The organism is Xenorhabdus sp. SGI 60, from assembly GCF_056632175.1.
Genome location: NZ_CP196860.1, coordinates 2,410,469 through 2,435,109 on the forward strand (window position 1 = coordinate 2,410,469; position 24,641 = coordinate 2,435,109).

At 47.3% G+C, this 24,641-nt stretch carries 13 protein-coding genes and 7 pseudogenes; 10 read left to right on the forward strand and 10 right to left on the reverse strand.

The genetic code is table 11. From position 1 onward, the window contains the following. Positions 1 to 14 precede the first annotated feature (14 nt). The 5 genes and pseudogenes from ACSJJG_RS11045 to ACSJJG_RS11065 all read left to right on the forward strand — a co-directional run. Positions 15 to 242 (forward strand): annotated as a pseudogene (locus ACSJJG_RS11045) (hypothetical protein); the annotation flags it as partial. Continuing rightward, positions 183 to 6,888: pseudogene (locus ACSJJG_RS11050) on the forward strand (amino acid adenylation domain-containing protein); the annotation flags it as partial. The pseudogenes ACSJJG_RS11045 and ACSJJG_RS11050, both read left to right, overlap by 60 nt. Position 6,889: 1 nt before the next feature. Next, the gene (locus tag ACSJJG_RS11055; RefSeq protein WP_481089383.1) at positions 6,890 to 7,177 is read left to right on the forward strand and encodes a hypothetical protein; all 288 of its coding nucleotides are present in this window, start codon (positions 6,890 to 6,892) and stop codon (positions 7,175 to 7,177) included. Then, positions 7,174 to 7,296, forward strand: a complete 123-nt coding sequence (locus ACSJJG_RS11060; RefSeq protein WP_481089384.1) for a hypothetical protein — start codon at positions 7,174 to 7,176, stop codon at positions 7,294 to 7,296. The genes ACSJJG_RS11055 and ACSJJG_RS11060 overlap by 4 nt, the downstream gene beginning before the upstream one ends. A gap of 77 nt (positions 7,297 to 7,373) precedes the next feature. Continuing rightward, positions 7,374 to 10,049, forward strand: a pseudogene (locus tag ACSJJG_RS11065) (alpha/beta fold hydrolase); the annotation flags it as partial. A 106-nt stretch (positions 10,050 to 10,155) separates the two neighbouring features. Here the strand turns inward: ACSJJG_RS11065 and sfnG are convergent. Then, a complete protein-coding gene (gene sfnG / locus ACSJJG_RS11070) occupies positions 10,156 to 11,238 on the reverse strand; it encodes a dimethylsulfone monooxygenase SfnG (protein ID WP_481089385.1) in 1,083 nt (360 codons plus the stop codon). A gap of 471 nt (positions 11,239 to 11,709) precedes the next feature. On the opposite strand from sfnG, the gene ACSJJG_RS11075 reads away from it, so the two are divergent. After that, positions 11,710 to 12,819 (forward strand): S-(hydroxymethyl)glutathione dehydrogenase/class III alcohol dehydrogenase, encoded by a 1,110-nt coding sequence (locus ACSJJG_RS11075; protein WP_481089386.1) that lies wholly within the window; start codon positions 11,710 to 11,712, stop codon positions 12,817 to 12,819. A gap of 99 nt (positions 12,820 to 12,918) precedes the next feature. After that, a pseudogene (fghA, locus tag ACSJJG_RS11080) lies at positions 12,919 to 13,743 on the forward strand (S-formylglutathione hydrolase); the annotation flags it as partial. 64 nt (positions 13,744 to 13,807) lie between these two features. Here the strand turns inward: fghA and ACSJJG_RS11085 are convergent. Continuing rightward, a pseudogene (locus tag ACSJJG_RS11085) lies at positions 13,808 to 13,940 on the reverse strand (ISAs1 family transposase); the annotation flags it as partial. A gap of 1,239 nt (positions 13,941 to 15,179) precedes the next feature. Between ACSJJG_RS11085 and speD the strand changes: the two are divergent. Beyond that, a complete protein-coding gene (gene speD / locus ACSJJG_RS11090; RefSeq protein WP_481089387.1) occupies positions 15,180 to 16,685 on the forward strand; it encodes an adenosylmethionine decarboxylase in 1,506 nt (501 codons plus the stop codon). 60 nt (positions 16,686 to 16,745) lie between these two features. After that, a pseudogene (locus ACSJJG_RS11095) lies at positions 16,746 to 16,865 on the forward strand (IS1 family transposase); the annotation flags it as partial. Between the two features lie 2 nt (positions 16,866 to 16,867). On the opposite strand, the gene tnpB reads toward ACSJJG_RS11095, so the two are convergent. Together tnpB and tnpA are read right to left on the reverse strand one after the other, a co-directional pair. Beyond that, positions 16,868 to 17,350 carry an IS66 family insertion sequence element accessory protein TnpB gene (gene tnpB, locus ACSJJG_RS11100; protein WP_481089388.1) on the reverse strand — a complete coding sequence of 161 codons (483 nt, stop codon included), beginning with the start codon at positions 17,348 to 17,350 and terminating at the stop codon, positions 16,868 to 16,870. Positions 17,351 to 17,401: 51 nt separating this feature from the next. Further along, positions 17,402 to 17,635 (reverse strand): IS66 family insertion sequence element accessory protein TnpA, encoded by a 234-nt coding sequence (gene tnpA, locus ACSJJG_RS11105; protein ID WP_481089389.1) that lies wholly within the window; start codon positions 17,633 to 17,635, stop codon positions 17,402 to 17,404. Between the two features lie 97 nt (positions 17,636 to 17,732). Here tnpA and ACSJJG_RS11110 point away from each other — a divergent pair. Continuing rightward, positions 17,733 to 17,852: pseudogene (locus tag ACSJJG_RS11110) on the forward strand (IS1 family transposase); the annotation flags it as partial. Between the two features lie 278 nt (positions 17,853 to 18,130). Here ACSJJG_RS11110 and flgL read toward each other — a convergent pair. The 6 genes from flgL to flgG all read right to left on the reverse strand — a co-directional run bounded on the left by flgL (position 18,131) and on the right by flgG (position 24,624). Further along, entirely contained in the window at positions 18,131 to 19,093 is a 963-nt protein-coding gene (flgL, locus tag ACSJJG_RS11115; RefSeq protein ID WP_481089390.1) for a flagellar hook-associated protein FlgL, read from the reverse strand. Between the two features lie 35 nt (positions 19,094 to 19,128). Further along, positions 19,129 to 20,766 (reverse strand): flagellar hook-associated protein FlgK, encoded by a 1,638-nt coding sequence (flgK, locus tag ACSJJG_RS11120; protein WP_481089391.1) that lies wholly within the window; start codon positions 20,764 to 20,766, stop codon positions 19,129 to 19,131. Between the two features lie 102 nt (positions 20,767 to 20,868). Next, complete coding sequence (flgJ, locus tag ACSJJG_RS11125) at positions 20,869 to 21,867, reverse strand: flagellar assembly peptidoglycan hydrolase FlgJ (RefSeq protein WP_481089392.1); 999 nt, start codon at positions 21,865 to 21,867, stop codon at positions 20,869 to 20,871. Beyond that, positions 21,864 to 22,982: a flagellar basal body P-ring protein FlgI gene (locus tag ACSJJG_RS11130; protein ID WP_481089393.1), complete on the reverse strand. Its 1,119-nt coding sequence runs from the start codon at positions 22,980 to 22,982 to the stop codon at positions 21,864 to 21,866. The genes flgJ and ACSJJG_RS11130 overlap by 4 nt, the downstream gene beginning before the upstream one ends. Positions 22,983 to 22,997: 15 nt before the next feature. Next, positions 22,998 to 23,777 (reverse strand): flagellar basal body L-ring protein FlgH, encoded by a 780-nt coding sequence (locus ACSJJG_RS11135; protein ID WP_481089394.1) that lies wholly within the window; start codon positions 23,775 to 23,777, stop codon positions 22,998 to 23,000. Positions 23,778 to 23,844: 67 nt separating this feature from the next. After that, positions 23,845 to 24,624: a flagellar basal-body rod protein FlgG gene (gene flgG / locus ACSJJG_RS11140; protein WP_481089395.1), complete on the reverse strand. Its 780-nt coding sequence runs from the start codon at positions 24,622 to 24,624 to the stop codon at positions 23,845 to 23,847. Positions 24,625 to 24,641 lie beyond the last annotated feature (17 nt).

Below are 24,641 nucleotides of genomic sequence, written 5' to 3' on the forward strand. Positions count from 1 at the left end.
CTTTCCCTGCGTCCATGATTTTTGGCAGTGAAGCGCTGGAATTACATACACTGGTCCCGTGGGTGGCCCGCAACCCGACGGCACAAAACCGTCTGTCACTTTATACGGCCTCACAGAGATTACCGTCATCAATCTATCACGGTCTCACCGAGGCCGCTATTTATTCACGGCCTGGCAGTCTGATTGGGCAGCCTATGGCCAATATCCAAATCTATATTCTTGATGCCCATGGGGAGGCCGTTCCCATTGGTGTGGCGGGGGAAATTTATATCGGCGGAGTAGGTGTCGCCCGTGGCTATCTGAATCGCCCTGAACTCACCGCTGAACGCTTCCTGACCGATCCATTCTCTTCGGATCCCGATGCTCGCCTGTATAAAACCGGTGACCTCGGTCGTTGGCTGCCCGATGGTAATATCGAATACCTTGGCCGTAATGACTTTCAGGTCAAGTTGCGGGGCTTCCGTATCGAGTTGGGGGAAATCGAGGCCAAACTCAACCAATGTGACGGCGTGCGCGAAGCCGTGGTACTGGCCCGCGAAGATGAGCCGGGACAGAAACGACTGGTTGCCTATTTGCGTCCGTTAGAGGGCGCTGAATTGGTGCTGGCTGAATTGCGTCAGCAACTGACTCAGCATCTTGCCGACTATATGCTGCCCAGCGCCTTTGTCATCTTAGACACTTTCCCGCTCACCCCTAATGGTAAACTCGACCGTCAGGCCCTGCCAGCCCCCGATTTATCGGCGGTTGTCGCTCGCGGTTATGAAGCCCCCGTCGGTGAGACAGAAATCGCTCTGGCGCAGATTTGGCAAAAACTCCTGAGACTCAAACAGGTCAGTCGCCATGACCATTTCTTTGAGCTTGGCGGTCATTCGCTGATGATTGTCAGTCTGGTCGAAGAGCTACGTAATCTGGGCCGTCAGCTAGAGGTTCGCAGTGTATTCGCCTCACCGGTCCTCACCGATATGGCCCAGGCTATCCAGCATGGGGTCAGCACCTTTGTTGTGCCCCCCAACCGTATCCCCGAAGATTGTGCGGTCATTACGCCCGATATGTTGCCACTGGTTTCGCTTTCCCAATCTGAGATTGATGCTATCGTTGAGCAGATCCCCGGCGGGACAAATAATGTACAGGATATTTATCCACTGGCCCCCTTACAGGAAGGCATATTGTTCCATCATCTGTTACAGACCCAAGGGGATAATTATCTGCTGCAAAGCTTGCTCGCTTTCGATAGCCGTGATCGTCTCGATAACTTTCTGAATGCTTTGCAACAGGTTATCAACCGCCACGATATCCTGCGCACAGCCGCTTACTGGCAAGGACTGGCACAGCCGGTACAGGTGGTCTGGCGTCAGGCAACGCTGACTGTCCGTGAATTCACTCCTGCCATGACAGACGATATTCCGGCGCAATTGCTGGCTCACACCGATCCACGCCAGCACCGTATCAATCTGAATATCGCCCCACTGTTTACTGCCGATATCGCCCCAAATCCGGCACAAGATGAATGGTTGCTGGCGCTGCGCTTCCATCATCTGGTCAGTGACCATATGACACTGGAGCTGATTTTTACAGAAATTGCGCTCATCTTGCAGGCAAAGACGGAAAAGCTGCCAGCGGTATTGCCCTATCGCAACTTTATCGCTCAAACCTTACATACATCAACCGCCGAGCATGAAGCTTATTTCCGCGCCCAATTAGCGGACATTGACGAACCCACCGCGCCATTTGGGGTAGTTAACGTAAAAATTGGTAACGACCTTGTTACTGAAGCCCATCTCTCTATCGCGCCTGATCGGGTCAAAGCCATCCGCACTCAAGCGCGTCGTTTCGGTGTCAGCCCAAGTGTGTTGTTCCATGTCGCATGGGCACAGGTGCTGGCCCACACCAGCGGCCGCAATGATGTGGTGTTTGGCTCCGTGCTACTGGGCCGTTTGCAAGGCGGCGCGGGGGCTGATCAAATGCTGGGCATGTTTATTAACACGCTGCCCCTGCGCATCTCTCTGAACGGACGCTCGGTACAAGACATCGTGCAGGAGACCTATCACAACCTGACCGCTTTGCTGGAACATGAGCAGGCTCCATTAGTGCTGGCACAACGGTGCAGTGGTGTGGAGCAACCCATGCCGCTGTTCAGCACCTTGTTCAATTATCGTCACAGCGCTTCGAATGAAACGGAAATGGGTGAAACTGAGACCGTTGACACCACCTGGGCGGGCATACGTATTTTGACCGCAGAGACGAAACTACACCCCAGTGGAGATAGGGAAACGGCCGCAGGCCAAGTCAATATCGGCAAGAAAAAAAAAAGATTCCCGCAAGAGGCATGATCCACCAATGTCGGAGAAGCAAAACGCACAATGCAAGAGCGTCATTGTGGAGACAAACACTGAGCTATGAGAATTAAACACCACGCTAACCAGTTGGCTCATCATCTGATTGCGCAGGGAGTGCATCCGGATGATCGGATGCTATTTGTGTCGAACGCAGTCTGGAGATGGTGGTGGGCTTACTGGCTATCCTCAAAGCAGGCGGGGCTTATGTGCCACTCAATGCCGCCTACCCGGCCGAACGGCTGGCCTATATGCTGGAAGATGCGGCACCGGTGGCTTTACTGACCCAAACAGCGTGGCGGGACAGAGGGCTCGACAGAACGCCTTGCCAACGGTCTTGCTGGATAACCAAGACCGTATCTGGCAACACAACCGACACAATCCAGCGCCAAGCGTGGGGTGACGCGCGCCATCTGGCTTATGTCATTTATACTTCTGGTTCGACCGGTCAACCCAAAGGGGTAATGAATCAACATCATAGCCTGTGCAATTTAGTAACCGCCCAGCAACATGCGTTGACACTCACTGCCGACAGTCGCGTCTTACAATTCGCCTCCAATAGCTTTGATGCCAGTATTTGGGAATATTTCATGGCTTTAATGACGGGTGGGCGTCTGTATCTCGCCCAGCGGGCCAGCCTGTTGCCCGGCAACATACTGTCTGGCTACTTAGCTGACCATGCCATCAGCCATGTTACCTTGTCACCGACCACGTTAGCCGTAATGGATTCCCTGCCCGATACCGTGCAAACCTTGCTGGTGGGGGAGAGGCCTGTCCATCAACCTTAGTCAAACGCTGGTCACCAGGCCGGCAAATGATTAATGCGTATGGGCCGACAGAGATCACGGTCTGTGCCACACTCTATGCCTGTACTTCCTTCGCAGAGGATAATCCGCCGCCGATTGGCCGCCCTATAGCCAATATCCAGATTTATATTCTGGATGCACACGGGGAACTCGTTCCTCGTGGTGTGGCGGGAGAAATTTATATCGGAGGAGTAGGTGTCGCCCGTGGTTATCTGAATCGCCCTGAACTCACCGCTGAACGCTTCCTGAATGATCCATTCTCTTCACATCCCGATGCTCGCCTGTATAAAACCGGTGACCTCGGTCGTTGGCTGCCCGATGGTAATATCGAATACCTTGGCCGTAATGACTTTCAGGTCAAGTTGCGGGGCTTCCGTATCGAGTTGGGGGAAATCGAAGCCAAACTCAACCAATGTGACGGCGTGCGCGAAGCCGTGGTACTGGCCCGCGAAGATGAGCCGGGACAGAAACGACTGGTTGCCTATTTGCGTCCGTTAGAGGGCGCTGAATTGGTGCTGGCTGAATTGCGTCAGCAACTGACTCAGCATCTTGCCGACTATATGCTGCCCAGCGCCTTTGTCATCTTAGACACTTTCCCGCTCACCCCTAATGGTAAACTCGACCGTCAGGCCCTGCCAGCCCCCGATTTATCGGCGGTTGTCGCTCGCGGTTATGAAGCCCCCGTCGGTGAGACAGAAATCGCTCTGGCGCAGATTTGGCAAAAACTCCTGAGACTCAAACAGGTCAGTCGCCATGACCATTTCTTTGAGCTTGGCGGTCATTCGCTGATGATTGTCAGTCTGGTCGAAGAGCTACGTAATCTGGGCCGTCAGCTAGAGGTTCGCAGTGTATTCGCCTCACCGGTCCTCACCGATATGGCCCAGGCTATCCAGCATGGGGTCAGCACCTTTGTTGTGCCCCCCAACCGTATCCCCGAAGATTGTGCGGTCATTACGCCCGATATGTTGCCACTGGTTTCGCTTTCCCAATCTGAGATTGATGCTATCGTTGAGCAGATCCCCGGCGGGACAAATAATGTACAGGATATTTATCCACTGGCCCCCTTACAGGAAGGCATATTGTTCCATCATCTGTTACAGACCCAAGGGGATAATTATCTGCTGCAAAGCTTGCTCGCTTTCGATAGCCGTGATCGTCTCGATAACTTTCTGAATGCTTTGCAACAGGTTATCAACCGCCACGATATCCTGCGCACAGCCGCTTACTGGCAAGGACTGGCACAGCCGGTACAGGTGGTCTGGCGTCAGGCAACGCTGACTGTCCGTGAATTCACTCCTGCCATGACAGACAGACGATATTCCGGCGCAATTGCTGGCTCACACCGATCCACGCCAGCACCGTATCAATCTGAATATCGCCCCACTGTTTACTGCCGATATCGCCCAAAATCCGGCACAAGATGAATGGTTGCTGGCGCTGCGCTTCCATCATCTGGTCAGTGACCATATGACACTGGAGCTGATTTTTACAGAAATTGCGCTCATCTTGCAGGCAAAGACGGAAAAGCTGCCAGCGGTATTGCCCTATCGCAACTTTATCGCTCAAACCTTACATACATCAACCGCCGAGCATGAAGCTTATTTCCGCGCCCAATTAGCGGACATTGACGAACCCACCGCGCCATTTGGGGTAGTTAACGTAAAAATTGGTAACGACCTTGTTATTAAAGCCCATCTGTCTATCCGCCTGATCCGGGTCAAAGCCATCCGCACTCAAGCGCGTCGTTTCGGTGTCAGCCCAAGTGTGTTGTTCCATGTCGCATGGGCACAGGTGCTGGCCCACACCAGCGGCCGCAATGATGTGGTGTTTGGCTCCGTGCTACTGGGCCGTTTGCAAGGCGGCGCGGGGGCTGATCAAATGCTGGGCATGTTTATTAACACGCTGCCCCTGCGCATCTCTCTGAACGGACGCTCGGTACAAGACATCGTGCAGGAGACCTATCACAACCTGACCGCTTTGCTGGAACATGAGCAGGCTCCATTAGTGCTGGCACAACGGTGCAGTGGTGTGGAGCAACCCATGCCGCTGTTCAGCACCTTGTTCAATTATCGTCACAGCGCTATGAAAAACGAAACGTGAGACTGTTACCACTGGGCGGGCATACGTATTTTGACCGCAGGGGAGCGAACTAACTACCCGTTGACCCTCTCAGTGGATGACCTTGGGGAAGCGTTCAGCATATCAGTCAAGGCCGTCGCCACAATTGATCCTGCCCGGGTAGCTGATTATTTGGTCACTGCCATTAGCAACCTGACCGAAGCCCTAATGAACGAACCTCGGCGGCCGGTTTTGGATCTGTCAATCCTGCCTGCCACGGAACGCCAACAGTTACTGACCGAGTTCAACACCACAGGGATTGACTTCCCGCAAAACATCCTGATCCATGAATTGTTTGAGCAACAAGCCGCCCGCACACCTGACGCCACCGCCGTCGTCTTCGGAGATCGGTCTTTCAGTTACAGAGAACTGAACCGGCGTGCCAATTGCCTGGCGCATCATCTGATTGCCATGGGGGTACGTCCTGATGATCGTGTGGCTATCTGTGTTGAACGTAGTCTGGAGATGATGGTGGGACTGCTGGCTATCCTCAAAGCCGGTGGGGCCTATGTACCACTGGACCCGACCTATCCGGCCGAGCGACTGACTTACATGATAGATGATGCTGCCCCGGTAGCCCTGCTTACCCAATCTGCGTTCATCGACATGCTGAACTGCACCCTGCCCAGCATTTTACTCGATACTCAGTCACACTCTCTCTTTACAAAGGATCTGAAAACAATCCCGATGCTCAAACGCTGGGACTCACACCACACCATCTGGCCTACGTGATTTACACCTCCGGTTCTACGGGACAGCCCAAAGGAGTGATGGTGACACACAGAAATGTCATCAATCTTCATACCGGTTTGAATGCAGCGCTCGACCTCAGCCCGCCGTGCCGCGTAGCTATGAATGCCAGTATTGTGTTCGATGCCTCAGTGAAAATCTGGCTTCAGTTACTTTCCGGTCATACATTGATCATCGTGCCTGAAGAGATCCGTGCCGACAGCCAGCAACTCTGGCGCTATTTTGCACACCACCTTGTGGACATGTTCGACTGTACGCCAGTGCAATTACAATGGCTGTTAGAGGCCGGACTGGGAACCCGTGTCGGTTATCAACCCAAGTTGGCGCTGGTTGGTGGTGACAGTATTCCTCCTTCAATGTGGTCCAGACTGCAAGCAATAGAAACGACCCGCTTTATCAATGTTTACGGACCAACAGAATGTACGGTAGACGCCACCCTCTGTCCGGTTGATTTAACATTGTCACAGCCCAGCATCGGTCGACCAATTGCTAACACCCAGATCTATATTCTGGATACCCAAGGCCAGTTGCTGCCTCTTGGTGTTACTGGTGAGATTTATATTGGTGGCACCAATGTGGCCCGAGGCTATCTCAACCGCCCTGAGTTGACAGCGGAACGTTTTGTTCCCGATCCCTTCTCAGCCACACCTGATACCCGCATGTACAAAACCGGTGACCTCGGCCGCTGGCTGCCCGATGGCAATATCGATTACCTTGGTCGCAATGATTTTCAGGTCAAGCTGCGTGGTTTCCGCATTGAATTGGGGGAAATCGAAGCCAGGCTCATCCAATGTGACGGCGTACGTGAAGCGGCAGTGATTGCTCGCGAAGATGAGCCAGGCCAGAAACGGCTGGTCGCCTACCTGTTACCGCAGGAAGGGGTTGAATTGGTGCCCCGGAACTGCGCCAGCAACTGTTCAACACCTTGCCGACTATATGCTGCCCAGTGCCTTTGTCACGTTAGCGACTTTCCCGTTAACCCCTAACGGCAAACTCGACCGACAGGCGTTACCTGCCCCCGAACTGTCCGCTTTCGTGGTGGGCTATGAATTCCCATCGATAAAACAGAAACCACTTTGGCCCAGATTGGCAAGATTTACTGGGACTGGAAAGATTAGCCGCCATGACCATTTCTTTGAGCTTGGCGGACACTCGCTGGGGGGGGGGTGAGCGGGGGGGCTATATCCGCTCGATCCGAATACCCTGCTGAACGTGGCCTACCAGTATCGGACAGCCAGCCGGTGTTATTGCTGACCCAGCAACATTTGCAGGAACTGTTGCCAATATAGACATCCCCGTCTGGTGCGGATAATGAAGCCACCGAAATAACGTGGCAAAACAGCCAGCCCATAATCCTGCTGTGCAACTTCAACCCCATCATCTGGCCTATATCATCTATACTTCCGGCTCCACCGGACAGCCCAAAGGCGTGATGCTGGAGCACCGCAATGTGGTGAACTTTATCCATGCCCAGCACCAGACCAGCGACAATTTGGGGATCGATCTGCAATTTGCGACCATCGCCTTTGATACCTCGGTATCCGATATTTCCTACCGATGTGGTGGTGATTGTGTAGGTGGAGGATTATATTCTGGATACCCAAGGCCAGTTGCTGCCTCTTGGTGTTACTGGTGAGATTTATATTGGTGGCACCAATGTGGCCCGAGGCTATCTCAACCGCCCTGAGTTGACAGCGGAACGTTTTGTTCCCGATCCCTTTCAGCCACACCTGATACCCGCATGTACAAAACCGGTGACCTCGGCCGCTGGCTGCCCGATGGCAATATCGATTACCTTGGTCGCAATGATTTTCAGGTCAAGCTGCGTGGTTTCCGCATTGAATTGGGGGAAATCGAAGCCAGGCTCATCCAATGTGACGGCGTACGTGAAGCGGCAGTGATTGCTCGCGAAGATGAGCCAGGCCAGAAACGGCTGGTCGCCTACCTGTTACCGCAGGAAGGGGTTGAATTGGTGCCCGCTGAACTGCGCCAGCAACTTGTTCAACACCTTGCCGACTATATGCTGCCCAGTGCCTTTGTCACGTTAGCGACTTTCCCGTTAACCCCTAACGGCAAACTCGACCGACAGGCGTTACCTGCCCCCGAACTGTCCGCTTTCGTGGTGCGGGGCTATGAATCTCCCATCGATAAAACAGAAACCACTTTGGCCCAGATCTGGCAAGATTTACTGGGACTGGAAAGGATTAGCCGCCATGACCATTTCTTTGAGCTTGGCGGACACTCGCTGCTTGCGGTACAGTTGTTGAATCACATGCGCGAACAAAATATGCAGGTTTCACTGGCCACTCTGTTCACCCATCCAACCTTATGTGATCTGGCCCTGGCTGTTAAGGAACAGTTCGTCATGCCCGTATCCCCATTTGACGAAAATCCTGTACCGCTCAGTCCGGCAGGCACTTTGCTACCTTTATTCTTGGTCCACGAAACATTCGGTGATCCCCTGGTGTATTCTTCCTTGGCTACCCGGTTGCCCCCTGAACTTCCGGTCTATGCCTTGCAGGCGCTTGGTATCCATACACTGACGCATCCTCCGGTGTCAATTGAAGCACTTGCCGCCTGCCATATTCAGGCCATTCGCCGTATCCAACCACAAGGGCCTTATCGTCTGATGGGCTGGTCGATTGGGGGTTTAATTGCCTACGAGATAGCCCAACAATTAACTAGTGACGGTGAGACAGTCGAGTTTCTCGGTATGATCGATTCCTATTATCATGCCCATAAAGATAATAGTGACGCCTTAACAACTATCGCCCCCTCTGTAAGCGAAGAAGCAAAACGAATTGGATTCGTCATTAACGCACTGCGTGCCCAAAAGATTATTGATGATAAAAAGGATTTGGCAGAACTGTACAACCTCAGTAACGTGGAACAGGTGCTTGATCACTTTACTGAACACCAGTGGTTGCCGGCGGGGATCACACGCGAAGATATTCTCCTGCGTGTCTATACCGCCGAGATGATTTCACAGCTTGGTCAAGGGTACATCGCGCAAAAATCCGCCTTACCGGTCTACCTCTATACTGCGGAGGAGTTAGTCAACGGCGACAGTTGGCACGGCTGGCATGACATTGTCGGTCACGATTCGGTGCTCCATCCTATCGGCGGGACACATTTCTCCATTATGCAGCCTCCTTTGCTAAACCAAATCGTGGATTCAATCACTGAAAACTTACGGGATGTGCCTTCCTTCGACCCACTGGTTATTATTCAGCAAGGCTCTCCAGCCGTATCGCCGCTATTTTGCCTGCCAGGTGCCGGTGCCAGCCCGTCCAGTCTGCTCGAACTGGCACTATCATTCCCACAGCAACTTCCGGTATACGCTTTACAGGCACGTGGGTTCACGATTGAGCATCATTTCCCTTACAGCAGTGTTGAAGGAGCAGCTCGTGCCTATATCCAGAATATCCGCCAGATCCAACCGCATGGCCCTTATCACCTGCTCGGTCACTCTTTTGGAGGCTGGATTGCCTTTGAAATAGCCTTGCAATTGCAGGCCGATGGAGAACAGGTCTCCGATCTTATTCTGATTGATACCGATGAACCTGATCAGCCAGGGAGTGCCCTCAAGTCAGTCAACCGTATTGAAACAATCATGGAGTTGATCGATATCTATAATATGATATTAAACCAGCCTCTTCCGCTCGCCAGACAAGATTTTGCTGGCCTGGCCGCAGATGAACAAATCCAGCATCTGCACAGTGTTCTGGTTAAGGTTGGGCTTTTCCCGGCAAAAACACCTATATCACTGTTGCAAGGGATTGTTCGCGTCATGCAGGCTAATCTGAACACCAGTTATAGACCTCGTACCCGTTATGAGGGGCTTGTCCATTTGGTTAACGCGGAAGGCGATAAAAAAGATGAAAGGAGAACTCGCGAAACCCAATGGCGTCTTCACGCGGCTGAACTCAATACCAGAGTTGTGCCCGGCAATCACATGACTATGCTGTCCGCCCCCCATGTCGGACAATGGGTAACCAGCCTATGGCAGGATATCGAGAAATTTAGTTCATTGGGTGGATGATCTGATATCAATTTTTGATATACCCAATAATTTCAAGCATCATGAAATCTATTGTTTCTTTACGAATACGCGGATAACACGTCGTTTAAAATCAATAAATGGTTATTCAATCGGCTTGTTGTTCCAATTCTCTGACAAGTGGGATCACGTTTCTACCAAAATACTCTAACTCTTCCTGCATATGCAAAAATCCAAGCAATATCAGGTTCACACCAACCTTTTTATATTCAATAATTCGTTGGGCTATTTGTAATGGTGTGCCAATAAGGTTGGTTTTAAAGCCGTCATTATACTGTACAAGATCTTCGAAAGTTGATTTTGCCCAGTTTCCTTCTTTTTCCGGTGATGCATTTCCCGCATTTTGCACTTCATGATGGAAACTTTTCACCGCTTCAAAATCACTATTATCTAAAATATCCTGTAATACTGCGCGAGCCTCTTTCTCATCATCACGGGCGATAGCAAAACCATTAACGCCGATTTTTACCTGATGATGATTTAATAACGCTTTAGCTTTAATATCTTCAATTTGTTTGTGAATATATTCCACACTGCCGCCATTAGTAAAATACCAATCAGAAACGCGTGCAGCCATGTCTCTGGCGGCTCTGGAACTGCCTCCTTGAAAAATTTCCGGTAATGGTGACTGTGGCTTGGGGTTTAAAACATAATCATGAAAACGATAAAAATCACCAGAAAAACTGAAAGCGGGTTGCGACCAGATCCCTTGCAAGCAACGGATAAATTCTTCAGAACGTAAATAGCGTTCTTCATGATCCAACCACGGTTCACCAATCGCTTTAAACTCACCGCGAAACCAACCACTAACAATATTAACCGCAATACGGGCACCATAAAGCTGACTGATTGTTGCTATCTGTTTAGCGGCCAACACGGGTTTCCAAGGCCCGGGTAAAAGGGCGGCAATGATTTTCAATTTATTGGTCACTGAAAGCAGATCTTGCGAAAAAGTCATCGATTCATGCTGGTTTTCAGCACCATATCCAGCAGTAAATCTAATTTGAGTCAATGCATAGTCAAAACCTACACTTTCGGCGATTTGGGCCAGACTACGATTATAAGTATGATCCCAGTTGGTACGTTGCTGGATTTTACTTATCACCAATCCACCTGAAACATTAGGCACCCAATAAGCAAATTTAATGGGTTGAGAATTGAAGTCAGCCATTAAACCTCCATGATTTGAAATCAGAATATATAACTACTCGGTAAGGGCGTTTATTATCTTCAATGATTTTTATAGAACGATATAAAATTAGTTAATCGATGAGACATATTATTGACAAGCCTCAATAAAATCCATCATTTATTATTTTATTTTAAATAATTTACAAAAGACACTATTTATCAGTTTAAAGTCAATTGACAATGCTATGGTTATGGGGTCTTTTATAAAAATCTCTATAGATATAAGAAATAAGATTAGAAAAATATTCTTATACACAGACTATCTAATCTTATTAAGATTGAATTAATTCTGGTATCCGGCGATATTGCATAATGATGGTGATATTGATGAGTATAAATATTTTTTATTGATTGATTGGCCATAGCTCAAAAATAAAAGCAAACTATACGGATAATATCCAGACAAATAGAAGTATTAAAATATTCTGTGCAAAAATCAAAGAGGGATTATATGAAATCACGTGCTGCCGTTGCCTTTGGGCCAAATAAACCACTCGAAATTATCGAAATTGACGTTGCTCCACCAAAAGCAGGTGAAGTCATGATAAAAATCAGCCATACAGGTGTCTGCCATACAGATGCCTTTACCCTTTCAGGGAACGATCCCGAAGGAATATTCCCTGTTATTCTGGGGCATGAAGGAGCCGGTATCGTGGTCGAAGTAGGTGACGGTGTCACAAGTGTAAAACCAGGTGACCATGTCATTCCATTATATGCGGCGGAATGTGGCAAATGTGAGTTCTGTCAGTCTGGGAAAACTAACCTTTGCATCGCAGTCCGTGAAACGCAAGGTAAGGGCCTCATGCCAGATGGCACAACTCGCTTTTCTTACAATGGACAACCTATCTATCATTACATGGGGTGTTCCACATTCAGTGAATACACGGTCGTTGCTGAAGTATCCGTGGCAAAAATAAATCCAACGGCAAACCATGAACAAGTTTGCCTATTGGGCTGTGGTGTCACTACTGGTCTTGGTGCCGTACATAATACAGCCAAAGTACAGCCGGGAGATTCTGTTGCCGTTTTCGGACTGGGTGGGATTGGTCTGGCCGTTGTTCAGGGCGCTCGCCAGGCAAAGGCGGGACGCATTATTGCCATTGATACCAATCCAACTAAATTTGAACTTGCCAGACAATTTGGCGCCACTGATTGCCTCAATCCCAATGACTACGATAAACCTATCCAACAGGTCATTCTGGAAATGACTAAATGGGGTGTTGATCATACTTTCGAATGTATCGGTAATGTCAATGTCATGCGTGCCGCCCTGGAAAGCGCGCACCGGGGATGGGGACAATCAGTCATCATTGGTGTAGCCGGCGCTGGACAAGAGATTTCCACCCGGCCATTCCAACTTATTACCGGGCGTACATGGAAAGGCACAGCTTTCGGCGGCGTAAAAGGACGCAGCCAGTTGCCGGGAATGGTGGAAAAGGCGATGAAAGGTGAAATAGAACTTGCACCTTTCGTTAGCCATACGATGCCTCTGGAATCCATTAATGAGGCTTTCGACCTGATGCATGGAGGTAAATCGATCCGAACAGTTATTTACTACTGACTAACTCTGGATCGTTGACAGAAAACCGTGTTGCAAGCCAACACGGTATCTGACAAATCATAAAATATCACTGCAACAAATGACGTTAGAGAGGAAGTAATGGAAAGAATCGAACATCACGCTTGTTTTGGTGGATGGCAGGATGTCTATCAACATGAATCAAAAGTTTTGGGTTGCCAGATGCGTTTTGCAATTTTCTTGCCTCCTCAGATTAAAGAAAGAAGATTACCCGTCCTTTACTGGCTTTCTGGTCTGACCTGCACCGAGCAAAATTTCATCACAAAATCAGGTGCTCAACGTTATGCTGCTGAACAGGGTATCGTTATTGTGGCTCCAGATACCAGCCCACGAGGCGATGATGTCGCTGACGATCCCGCCTATGATCTTGGAAAAGGTGCTGGCTTTTATCTCAATGCATCAAGACAACCTTGGGCTTTACACTATCGTATGTATGATTATGTTGTTTCAGAACTCCCCAATTTGATTGAAACACACTTTGCAGTCACGAATATACGAGCAATCAGTGGACATTCAATGGGAGGTCATGGTGCAATGACTATTGCATTGAAAAATCCAGGACGTTATCACAGTGTTTCGGCATTCTCACCTATTGTAGCCCCTGGTCAGGTTTCATGGGGAATAAAAGCATTTTCAGCCTATCTTGGTGAAGATATATCGGATTGGAAACAATATGACACTGTAGAACTGATCAAGAATGCGAAAGAACAGCTTCCTATTTTGATTGATCAAGGTCTCAATGACGACTTTTTGGATGAACAGTTACGCCCTGATTTATTGCAAGATATTTGCGATGAAACCGGTTATCCCGTGACTATAAATTTCCGACCAGAGTATGATCATAGCTACTACTTTATCGCCAGCTTTATTGAAGATCATATTGCTCATCATGCTAACGCCATGCAATATTACATTGTCTCAGTGTACCAACATAACAACTCGATTAGCTTCAATTTCCGTAGGCACTGTTTAACATATTCAGCACGATACGTCGAAATAAAGCCAGACTCAACGGCTCAATCCAGAGAACAATAATCATCTTCTTTAAAAACAACATCAAGGATATAGTGCTGACTATTTTCAATCCGCCAGTGTTGGCGAATGTATACCCCAATAATTTATGCTTGGCGAGAAAACCACAAAAGGAGGTCTCCACCCTTCCTCCCCCTTTTTTCTTCCGGGGTCCTCCACCGGCAAAAATCCGGCTGTTGGCCGCCCAATTACCAGCTACTTTTGGGGGTTTTCCTTTTAAAAGAAAGACACCCCGCCCCCCCCGCCAACCAGCCCCTTCTTTATTTCTTCCTAAATATATCTTACCCCCCCCCAACAAACCCGACAGAAAAACGCCGAACGGCCTCCCTCAAAAGACGCTGCTTAATCTACCCACACGAAAACACACACGCGCTTTCTTTTCTCGGCGTTCCCACCGCTTGGGCCTCGCAAACAAAGAACGCCACGCACCATAAGAACCTTCAAAATAAAAGGGGTCTAACCAACTTGACCAAAACTCGCTTTCCCCACTTTCTGGGCCTTCCTTTCTCGCCACACCACCACCACCCCCAAACAAAAGCGGCCGCCACCAACAAACCTACTTCTTTTCTTATTGCCGGGCGGTAGCCACAACACAACACCAAAAAGACAAGGCCCTTTTCGTCCTCCCCTACACGCTTCTCAACACACTAAAAAAAAAAAGTCAGCTGCGAATAACGAACTAACTCGCGAGAACCTTCCAACCCGGTTTTCAACCGCGGCCCACAAAACAAAAGAAAGAATAATCTCGCCACCTAACTATGCACGGCCCAAAGCCACAAAATCTACCAGCCCTCAGCCCCCAGCCCAAATCAAAAAGAACACAAAAAAAAAAAAAACAAACAAACCTATTCGGGATTGATATCGAGTTGGTTTCTTACTATTGATAAGGATTAATTGTTTTATTCGTTATTATTCTGTGCAATAAAAAAGAAATTAATCATGTCATTACTTATTATCAATAGGTATTTGAAAAGTATTAAGTGCATTAACCCCAAACTCTACGAGAGGACAACAAATCGCATATATTCAGAAAAAAAAATGGTAGCATATTAGTGTTATTTTTCCACAGAATAATTATTCTTAGTTATTATTAAGATAATTTAGTAAAAATAAAATATGGGTTATTATTAGTTTTAAAAAATGTGATGGTTCCCCCCCCAAACAAACTGAGAAAAACACTAAAAATTGAGGATATTTGTTAAAATTGTGGGGAAAAACACAACCCCCAGGATGAAAAAAAGAAAAAAAAAAAAAACAACCCCCCTCCTCTTTTTTTTTAAAATTAATAAATCACGTAAAAAGAGATAGCCATGAACACGCTGAATGTTATAAAAAATAATATGGAATTGTCACACCCAGTTGAAGTGCTAGAGACATTATTAATACGCTTGTATTTATGTGACAGCACATCAAATAAAGACATTTCATTAAAAAGCGGTTTACCTATCCCTATCATTTCCGCATTTAAAAAAGAATTAATAAAATATGATTACGCTGAAAACAAAGGTGTTTTTAAATTAAATTCCATGGGCATAAAATATGTAAAAAATGAACTGGGATACCGATCAGTTGATATAAATAAATATAACTTGCTGTCATCAGAAGAAAAACGAGAAGAGTTTGAGAAAGCGCTTTCCGTGTTATTGGAGCCTATATATAACAGCAGACCTCAAGTCAATGTTTTGTTAGATCAAGCACATGCGACATTAGAGACATCAATACGCCGGGTAATGTTATTACTTAATAATCCAAGAGTATTTAAACAAAATATTTTATTTTTAGGTGATGATGATTTGACTTCCTTAGCCCTGATGATGGCATTTAAACAACTCGGCTACGATTGCTCAACAAATATTTTTGTCAAGGATATCGATCAAGATCTACTAACCTTTATTCGAGATGTCGCAAAGAAAAATGATTTTGTCATTAATACTGAATATTTAGACCTAAAACTCGCTAATGTATACACTAAAAATTTTGACATCGTTTTGACAGATCCACCTTATACATTAAGCGGATTAAAACTATTTTTATCACGCGCTATTAGTTTCACTAAAAATGATAATAGTGAGATTTTACTCTCCTTTGGTCAAAAAAAACCAATGGAAAACCAAGAAGTTCAAAGGTTATTCAACAATCAGAATCTTCTTATAAAAAACATTTATCTACAATTCAATAAATATCATGGCGGAAGTATTATCAGTAATGTCAGCGATCTCTATGTTCTTTCTGTTACACCTCAAACATACCCGACAATCTCAGGGGGAAATAATTATTCAGATAAAATCTATACTGGAGAAATTAACCCTCGTATAAAATTTTACCAATGTAAATCATGTCATAACATGATAACCATTGGACACGGAAAAAATATATTAACGATAGAACAACTCATAGAGGCAACTTGTAATAAGTGTCATGGCACTAAATTTCAATATCGAGGTCAGGAAAAAGTCAGTTCATCGGATAATACACGACAACTAGGTACTCACATTATCATAGAGATGAAAGATTGTGATGCAGAGGTACTGAAATCTGTATCAGCCATTGAAAAAATCATGCTTGATATTACCCAGCAATGTGAGCTGAATGTTGTTACTTATAATTTCCATCAATTTCAATCATGGGGTGTCAGTGGTGCACTAATATTAGCAGAGTCACATTTTACTATTCACACATGGCCTGAATATCAGTATGCTGCTCTTGATTTATTCGTTTGCAATGAATTTAAACATCAAGATACATTTATGATGCAGCTACAAACGCAGCTTAATGCTCAAGAATATGAATATAAGATATTACAGCGGGGTTTTTAATTTTAAAAATAAATAGAATATTTTCTTATCACCTTACTCAATGTTGAAGCATTAAGTTTATTCACTCAACGAATAGAAAGAGCCAATCTGACTCACTGTATACGAGTCAACAGGTTGAATAGAAAAACAATAAGTTATTCCAAATCAGAAGAGATGCATGATCAATGCATTGAAGATTAAGTTTATTCACTGAACGAGAGAAGCCAATCTGACTCACTGATACCGGGAAAAAGAGGGGCGCAAGGAGAGGAGGGGGAAGGGGGGGGGGGGGAAGAAAGCGGAGCGAGGGAGCTGCGAGCAGATGGGATGGAGACTCGAAAGAGGAAAAAAAAAGGAGGAGCATGACCAGGCCCAGGGAAAATGAGGGAAGCCAGGGAAGAAAGAAGAAGGCGGGAGAAAAGAGGGGAGGGAGAGAGAAGAGGCGAGGGGAATGAAGGAAGAAGGAGAGGCCACTGGAAGCGACCTTTTTCCAGCCGGCGATAGTAAAGCCAGAAGCCATTGGTGTCCAGAACAGAATATGAGTTTATCGCGCTGGCGATTACAGAAAATAAATCCGGCTTCACTGAGCAATAACCCCAGCGCATCAACCACACTGGCCAGCCCGTGGATGGTTTTGGCATGTCAGTCTGGCCAGACACCAGATAGATGTTGCCAACCGGTATCATTGCAGCGCCTCAACCCAGTGGCGTATCTGTGGAGTAGAGACGCAGGGGAACTCAAACCGATCGAGGGCAGGCAGAGTATGACGGGATGTCCGGTATCGGGAACTCATCAAGCACAACGGGATGCAGGCGCTGCGGTTCAGACTGTTGCCGAAGTTTTTTGGACCAATAGTAAAAGGTGGCGAGATTAATCTCATGGTGCTGGCAAAACGCGGTCACCGTCAGTCCGCTCTGCTTCTGGGAATCAATCACCGCTGCCCAATGTTGCTGTTTTTCAGTCAGTGTCATGGTGGTTTTCCTTTAATAAGAGAAAACACACTATGACAAAAGATTAATGCGCTGGGTATGTGGGGTTAATTGCGCGGTTACGGTGGAACAGAGCAACAGGTTGAATAGAAAAACAATAAGTTATTCCAAATCAGAAGAGATGCATGACAGCGACAAAGTCATAGGGACTTTCATTGAACGTGAAGGAAGGAAACCCGAATTCTGGATAAGAAATTGACGTGAAGCCTGTTCCAGGAGCATTGTTTTGGTGCACGTCGAAACAGCTCCGGGGAGGAACAAGCTATGAACAAGTTAGTTGCAATTTTCTGCGATGTCGATGATTTTTGCCGCCTTTTCATTCCTCAATGTATCATGTTTTACAGAGATTTATTACCACTGGAAACATAACTTAAAGAAGCCCTTATTTTTCCTAATTTAATGAAAAAGCAAGGGCTGTATAACTGGGATAAGAAAATAAAATTGCAACCTGAAAATTTGGAAGTATACCAATCTTAATTAGCGATACACCTCAAACAACGACATGCCTTTTAAATCAGCAAAAGCCTTATAAGAAGCCTGTAGTGATGCCTGTTCCTGGTAATAATTGGAAATGGTGGAGAGCCAATCTACATCAACCAATTCCCCCATGCGAACTTTATTGGCCATACTGCGTTCACGAGATAAGTCATCTAATTTGTCCATTTCCTGAAGTTGCAGCCCTAGCACAGCCTCTGCCGAAGACAAGTTGTTCAGGCTATTACGCACACCTCGGTTAGCCTTGTTAATCTGCTCCAGTGCTGCATCTTTTTCTGCTTGGCTGGCATCCGTGAATGGCTTTCTAAGCGCTTCGATCGCGTAATCAATGGAAGAAAAAATATTTGATTCACTTGCTTTACCATCAGGTTCTTTAATCGGGTTGGAGGTTGCCGATAAAAAGACGTCTTTTCCTGTATGGGCGATAATCATGGAACGGTTGTCATCTACCCTTTGGCTTATAGCCTGATCTCCGCCTTCATAGGTAACTTTCCCGTTACTATCAGCTTTGAAAGGGGGTTTATCCGTTTTATAACCAGCAAAAATATAACGGCCATCGCCATCGGTTTTATTGCTGAGATTCAGCAATTGCTGTTTAAGCCCATCTAACTGCTGAGCATAAGATGCACGATCGTGGTCGCTCTGTTCATCAGCCGCCGCGACTAATGTTTCCAGAACACTATGTGTCGCCGATACAACACTGGAGATAGTGCTCAATTGGGTCGACATTGTGTTTTTGGCAAAGATTCGCGCCATCGCAAATTGCTGGTTCTGCGATTCAGATTGGGAAGTCACAATATTCTGGGAAGCCGCCAATGGATCATCAGATGGGTTGATAACACGTTTCCCACTGGATAACTGTTCACCATACCGCATCCATTTAGACTGGGCGCCAAAAACCCCATTCATTTTTTGGCTGTATAAAAGATTCGTACTTACACGCACAATATCAGTTCCTTTTTCTCTTTCGCCACGAGTGATTAACGAATATCTAAAATGGCATTAAACAGTGTTGATGCTGTCTGGATAACACGAGCATTTGCCAAGTAGTATTGCTGCAAACGTTGCAGGTCGCCGTATTCTTCGTCCATATTGACGCCAGATAGCCGCTCACGGGCTGTAAAACACGCCTCTAAGCTAATCTCTTGAGCTTCCAGACTGCGCTTAGCACTATTGGTTTTGCTACCCACCGTACTGACCAATGAAGCATAAGCATCAGTCAAGGTATTTTTACCATTAATTAGCTTTTCTTTTTGCAGGAGAGTGAATTTCTTCGCATTGTCGTTATCACTTGGACCATTGTTTCCTTTGCCAGCAGTTGCTAATCGAGCAGAATCCTGAATATTGACTTCAAGTGTCGTTATTACACCACTGACCGTTTTCAGTGTGTACCGATCATTATCCTGTGGATGAGTCGCATCAATCCCGACTTTCAGACCGTCAAATTCCAGCGTATTACCATTTTTAGTTACAGAGATCATTTCCCTGTCAGCAACACGCTGTACTTTCCAATCCCCGTCTTCGTACTTGATGGTGTAGTCACTGTCTTTTACTTTCGTGGTATCTGCATATTCCACTTTAATTTCAGCCGTACCTTTGTTATTGCTGTTAGCAATAGTTGCTGGCTGCGCAAAATTGAAGAAATTAATACCTGGTTTACCTTCCAGATCGTAGCCACCGCGCTGAACCTGATTGAATCGATCCGTCATCACTAATCCCAACTGGTTTAATTGATTGCGGGTTGGATCGATCACTTCACTACGTACACGTAATGCACCACCCAACTTTCCTTGCGAGATAAAGCGTTCATCAATCTCTCTGGTCCCTGTACCATTATCATAGCCCAGCGTAATACGGCTGCTATCTGCACTGGATGGGAGCGCTTCTAACCGATAGGATTTGCTACCCGATACCAACGACATGCCACCGCTAAATGAGACGTTGTAAACGCCACCGTCTTGCTGAGTCATTTCTACGTCAACAAGCTGATTTAACTCATACAGCGCACGATCACGTTTATCCAGTAAAGCCAGCGGCTCACCGTGCCCTGCGCCACGCATGCGAGAAACTTCATCGTTCAGAAAGGCAATTTCTTCCGCGTGTTTATTGATTTCTTTAACATTCTGTTCAATTTGGTTATTGATACCACTGCCCAACTTACGGAGAGTTTGATCAGCTTCTTTAAATCGGTTAACTAAACCTTCAGCTTTACCTCGCACTGTCGTTCTTGCCGCACTATTATCTGCGTTATTTTCAAGCGTGCTCAGGCTGTTAAAAAAGTCTTCCATCGAGCTGGAAAGGCTGGTTGCCTTATCCGCCAGTAGATTGTCAATTTGGGTGACCTGCTCCTTGTATATCTTTAATGCGTCATGTTTGGTTTGTGCAGCGTTATATCGCTGATTAATAAACGCATCGTATTGGCGGTTAATAGAATTAACATTCACACCATTGCCAATAAAACCAACCGGTGACATGCTGCCACTATCCGGCAACATTACCGTTGTCTGTCGGTGATATCCTTCGACCTTAGAGTTGGTAATGTTATTACCCACTACACCCATTGCCACCTGCGCAGCATTAATACCACTCATGGCAGTATTGATAAGACTATTGGACATGTGTAGATCCTTTTACGTTTTCGTTATGCCTCCATCGTGGGAGGTAATGCACTGCTACAGTTATCGGCAAAATACCCTGATTCTTGAGTGACATTCATCCCGTTAAAACAGGTTATCGAAATCATCGGTATAGGCTTTTGCCATTTGATTGCCGGTACTTTTTAACTGCTGGATCAATGACACTAATTTTTGGGCGTAGCTGGGATCGGTGGCATATCCCGCCTCTTGTAAGGAATGCGCCCCCTGCTCCGCCGTTGTTGATTGTGCGACCTTGGCGTAACGGGGATTTTCCGTCAGCAATTTAACGTAATCGGTTATCGCTTCCCTATAAGAGCCATAGACGCGGAAACTGTCCTGCATTTTCTTCGGCTCACCATCAACGTATTCCGTCGTCATGATATTGGTGACGGGTCCTTCCCAGTGTTTCCCTGCCTTGATGCCAAACAAGTTATAACTCGGCTTGCCTTCTGCGGTCAGAATTTCTCGCTGTCCCCAACCGGATTCCAGCGCTGCCTGGGCAATAATCAATAAATGAGGAATACCGCTTTGCTGGCTTGCCAACTTTGCTGGCAAGGAAAGCATGGAAACAAAACTGGCGCTGTGCATTGGCAATGATTTTGGCTTAGCCGAACCATTGGCGAAAGCCGAAGAGGAATTGTTAGACGTGTAGTCAGGTATACCACCAGAAGCCGGCATAGCCCGACGCATAAATTGTTCCAATGCTTGCTTCGGTAATGTTTGCAGGATTTCATTATCCAGCGGCAGCGGCACGTTGTCAGCTAACCCATCGGGCACATTATTTGCGTTAGAGAATTGCTTCACGATCATGTCAGCAAATCCCAATCCCTTTTGGGAAAGATCTTGGGCAATTTGCTGATCGTACATCGAAGTATAAAAACGAGTCTGCTCACTGCTTAAAATACCATCCTGCGGCAACGAAGAACGCATACTTTTCAGCATCATCTGGACGAAGACGCCTTCCAGTTGTTGGGCTACTTGCCGTAGCCCTTGTTGTGGTTCCTGTGACAGTTTAGCTTTCAATGAATGCAAGGAGTTAACATCGTAAGCGGCAGTGGGCATCGTCAGAAAGTCATTCATCAAATAATCTCCAATTTCGCGCGCAGACAGCCTGCACTCTCCATTGCCTGCAAGATCGACATTAAATCGGTTGGCGTTGCCCCCAATGCATTCAATGCTCGCACAACTTGGGTCAGATTCGCACTGGCACTGAGTTGCTGCAATGCCCCACCCTGCTCCTGAATACCAACGCCCGTGTTGCGGGTCACGACGGTACTGCCTCCCGCCAATGGCGTATTGGGTTGACTGACCACGATCTGACGTTCAACGGTCACAGACAAACTACCATGAGCAATCGCACAACTGTCCAAGGTTACATTGCGGTTCATCACCACGGAGCCTGTTCGGGAGTTGAAAATCACTTTGGCATCACCGGCATCTACACGAATAGACAAGTTCTGTACTTGCGCCAGAAACTTCACCTGTTCGCTGTTCTCAATCGGCAAACGCAACTGGACAGTGCGGGAATCCAACGGTGTCGCCGTCCCCGTTCCTTTCAATCGGTTGATCACCTCACTGATTTTCTGGGCCAGCCCGAAATCATCATCATTCAGTTGCAGATTCAGCGTGCCTTTCTGACCAAACTGGGTTGGTAATTCACGCTCAATCACGGCACCATTGGAGATCCGGCCGCCGGCAAGCTGGTTGACTTTGATACTGCTACCACCGGCACTCGCACCTGCACCGCCCACCAGAATATTGCCCTGAGCCAAAGCATAGACCTGGTTATCTACCCCTTTTAACGGCGTCATCAGCAATGTACCGCCACGCAAACTCTTGGCATTACCCAGTGAGGAAACGACAATATCAATGTTCTGCCCTACACGCGCAAAAGGTGGCAGTTTTGCTGTCACCATCACGGCCGCGACGTTTTTAAGCTGCATATTCGTACCGGCAGGTACGGTGATGCCTAACTGCGACAACATATTGCTCAGGCTTTGGGTGGTAAAAGGCGTCTGCATGGTCTGGTCACCTGTTCCATCCAATCCGACTACCAGACCATAACCAATCAGCGCGTTATCCCTGACTCCCTCAATCGTCGTCAAATCACGAATACGTTCCGCAAAAACACTGGCAGAGGTGAACGTACCGAACAGCACCAACAATAGCGTAAAAAGGCTGGTGACTAATTTTCTCATCCTGACCATCCTGTTTTAAAACGGTGAGATATTCATAAAGAAACGTTGCAACCATCCCATGTGCTGCGCTTCGTTGATATAGCCATCACCAACATATTCAATACGGGCATCAGCAACCTGGTTGGAACTCACCGTATTGTTGCCCGTAATGGTGCGCGGGTTAACAACGCCAGAGAAACGGATGAACTCCGTGCCCTGATTAATGGCGATCTGTTTTTCCCCCACGACATGCAGGTTGCCATTGGCCAGCAGCCTGTCTACGGTCACCGTAATGGTGCCCCTGAAGGTATTGTTGGCATTCGCACCGCCCTTGCCGCCAAATTCGTTATTTCCTTCCATGCCTAAATCGGTTTTTCCTCCTCCCATCAATCCCTGTAGAAAGCGAGGGGTCAAGGCCGCAGCGAAACTGGTTTTTCCATTGCGGCTGGCATTGGCAGAAGAGTTTTTGCTCGCACTGACGTTCTCTTGCAAGATAATCATCAGCGTATCACCGATATTGCGTGGACGGCGGTCTTCAAACAGCGGTTGATAGCCGTAATAAACCGGTTGGACCGTTTGGAAAATAGAACCATTTGGCGTTGGAGCAGGTGCTTCGGTGGGGTTTGCGGTTGTTTGTCCTTTCACCAGTGGCTTGTGCGGCATATAAGCACAACCCCCCAATGTCAGTGCCGACAATGCGAGTGCCGCCACAGATATGCTGATACGCCACTTATTTCTCTGGTTCTTCCGTAAACCAGTGGAGCCATAAGCTACATGGTTTTTAGCATGGCTTTCGGCAACAGGCATTGTATCCATCTTCTATGCTCTTAAATTTATCGTAGAAATAGTGGAGGAACGTGTTCCCCCACCATTAATGGTTAGGTTATAGCTGGGACAGTTTTTGCAGCATTTGATCAGATGTTGATACTGCCTTGCTGTTGATTTCATAGGCTCGCTGCACCTGAATCATATTGACCAACTCTTCTGCCACATTAACGTTAGACGTTTCGACAAAGCCTTGACGAAGCGTTCCAGCTCCATTGAGACCTGGCGTGTTTTCCACCGGTACACCGGAACTATTGGTTTCCAGATACAGGTTCTCACCAATGCTTTCTAAACCACTCTCGTTGATGAACGTAGTCAGAGTGAGTTGCCCGACTTGTTGAAAAGCGGCTTGTCCCTGCACTTTTATGCTGACAATCCCATCACCGGCAATACTGAGATTGGTGGTGTTGTCTGGAATGATGATGGCTGGCACGACCTGAAAACCCCCGGCAGTGACCAACTGGCCGTTCTGGTCTTTCTGAAATGAACCATCACGGGTATAAGCCGTAGTTCCATCAGGCATCTGGATCTGGAAAAAGCCGCGCCCTGAAATTGCCACATCATTAGTACTGGCTTTGACTATATTACCCTGACTGTGCAGCCGTTCCGTCGCGACTGGACGTACCCCCGTACCAATCTGCAAGCCTGATGGCAGATTAGTCTGCTCAGATGACATTGCCCCCGGCTGACGCTCGGTTTGGTAGAGCAAATCTTCAAATACTGCCCGCTGGCGTTTAAAGCCATTGGTGTTGACGTTTGCCAGGTTGTTAGCAATAACATCCATATTGGTTTGCTGGGCATCCAAACCCGTCTTGGCAATCCATAAAGATCGGATCATGAATTTATCTCCCCCGA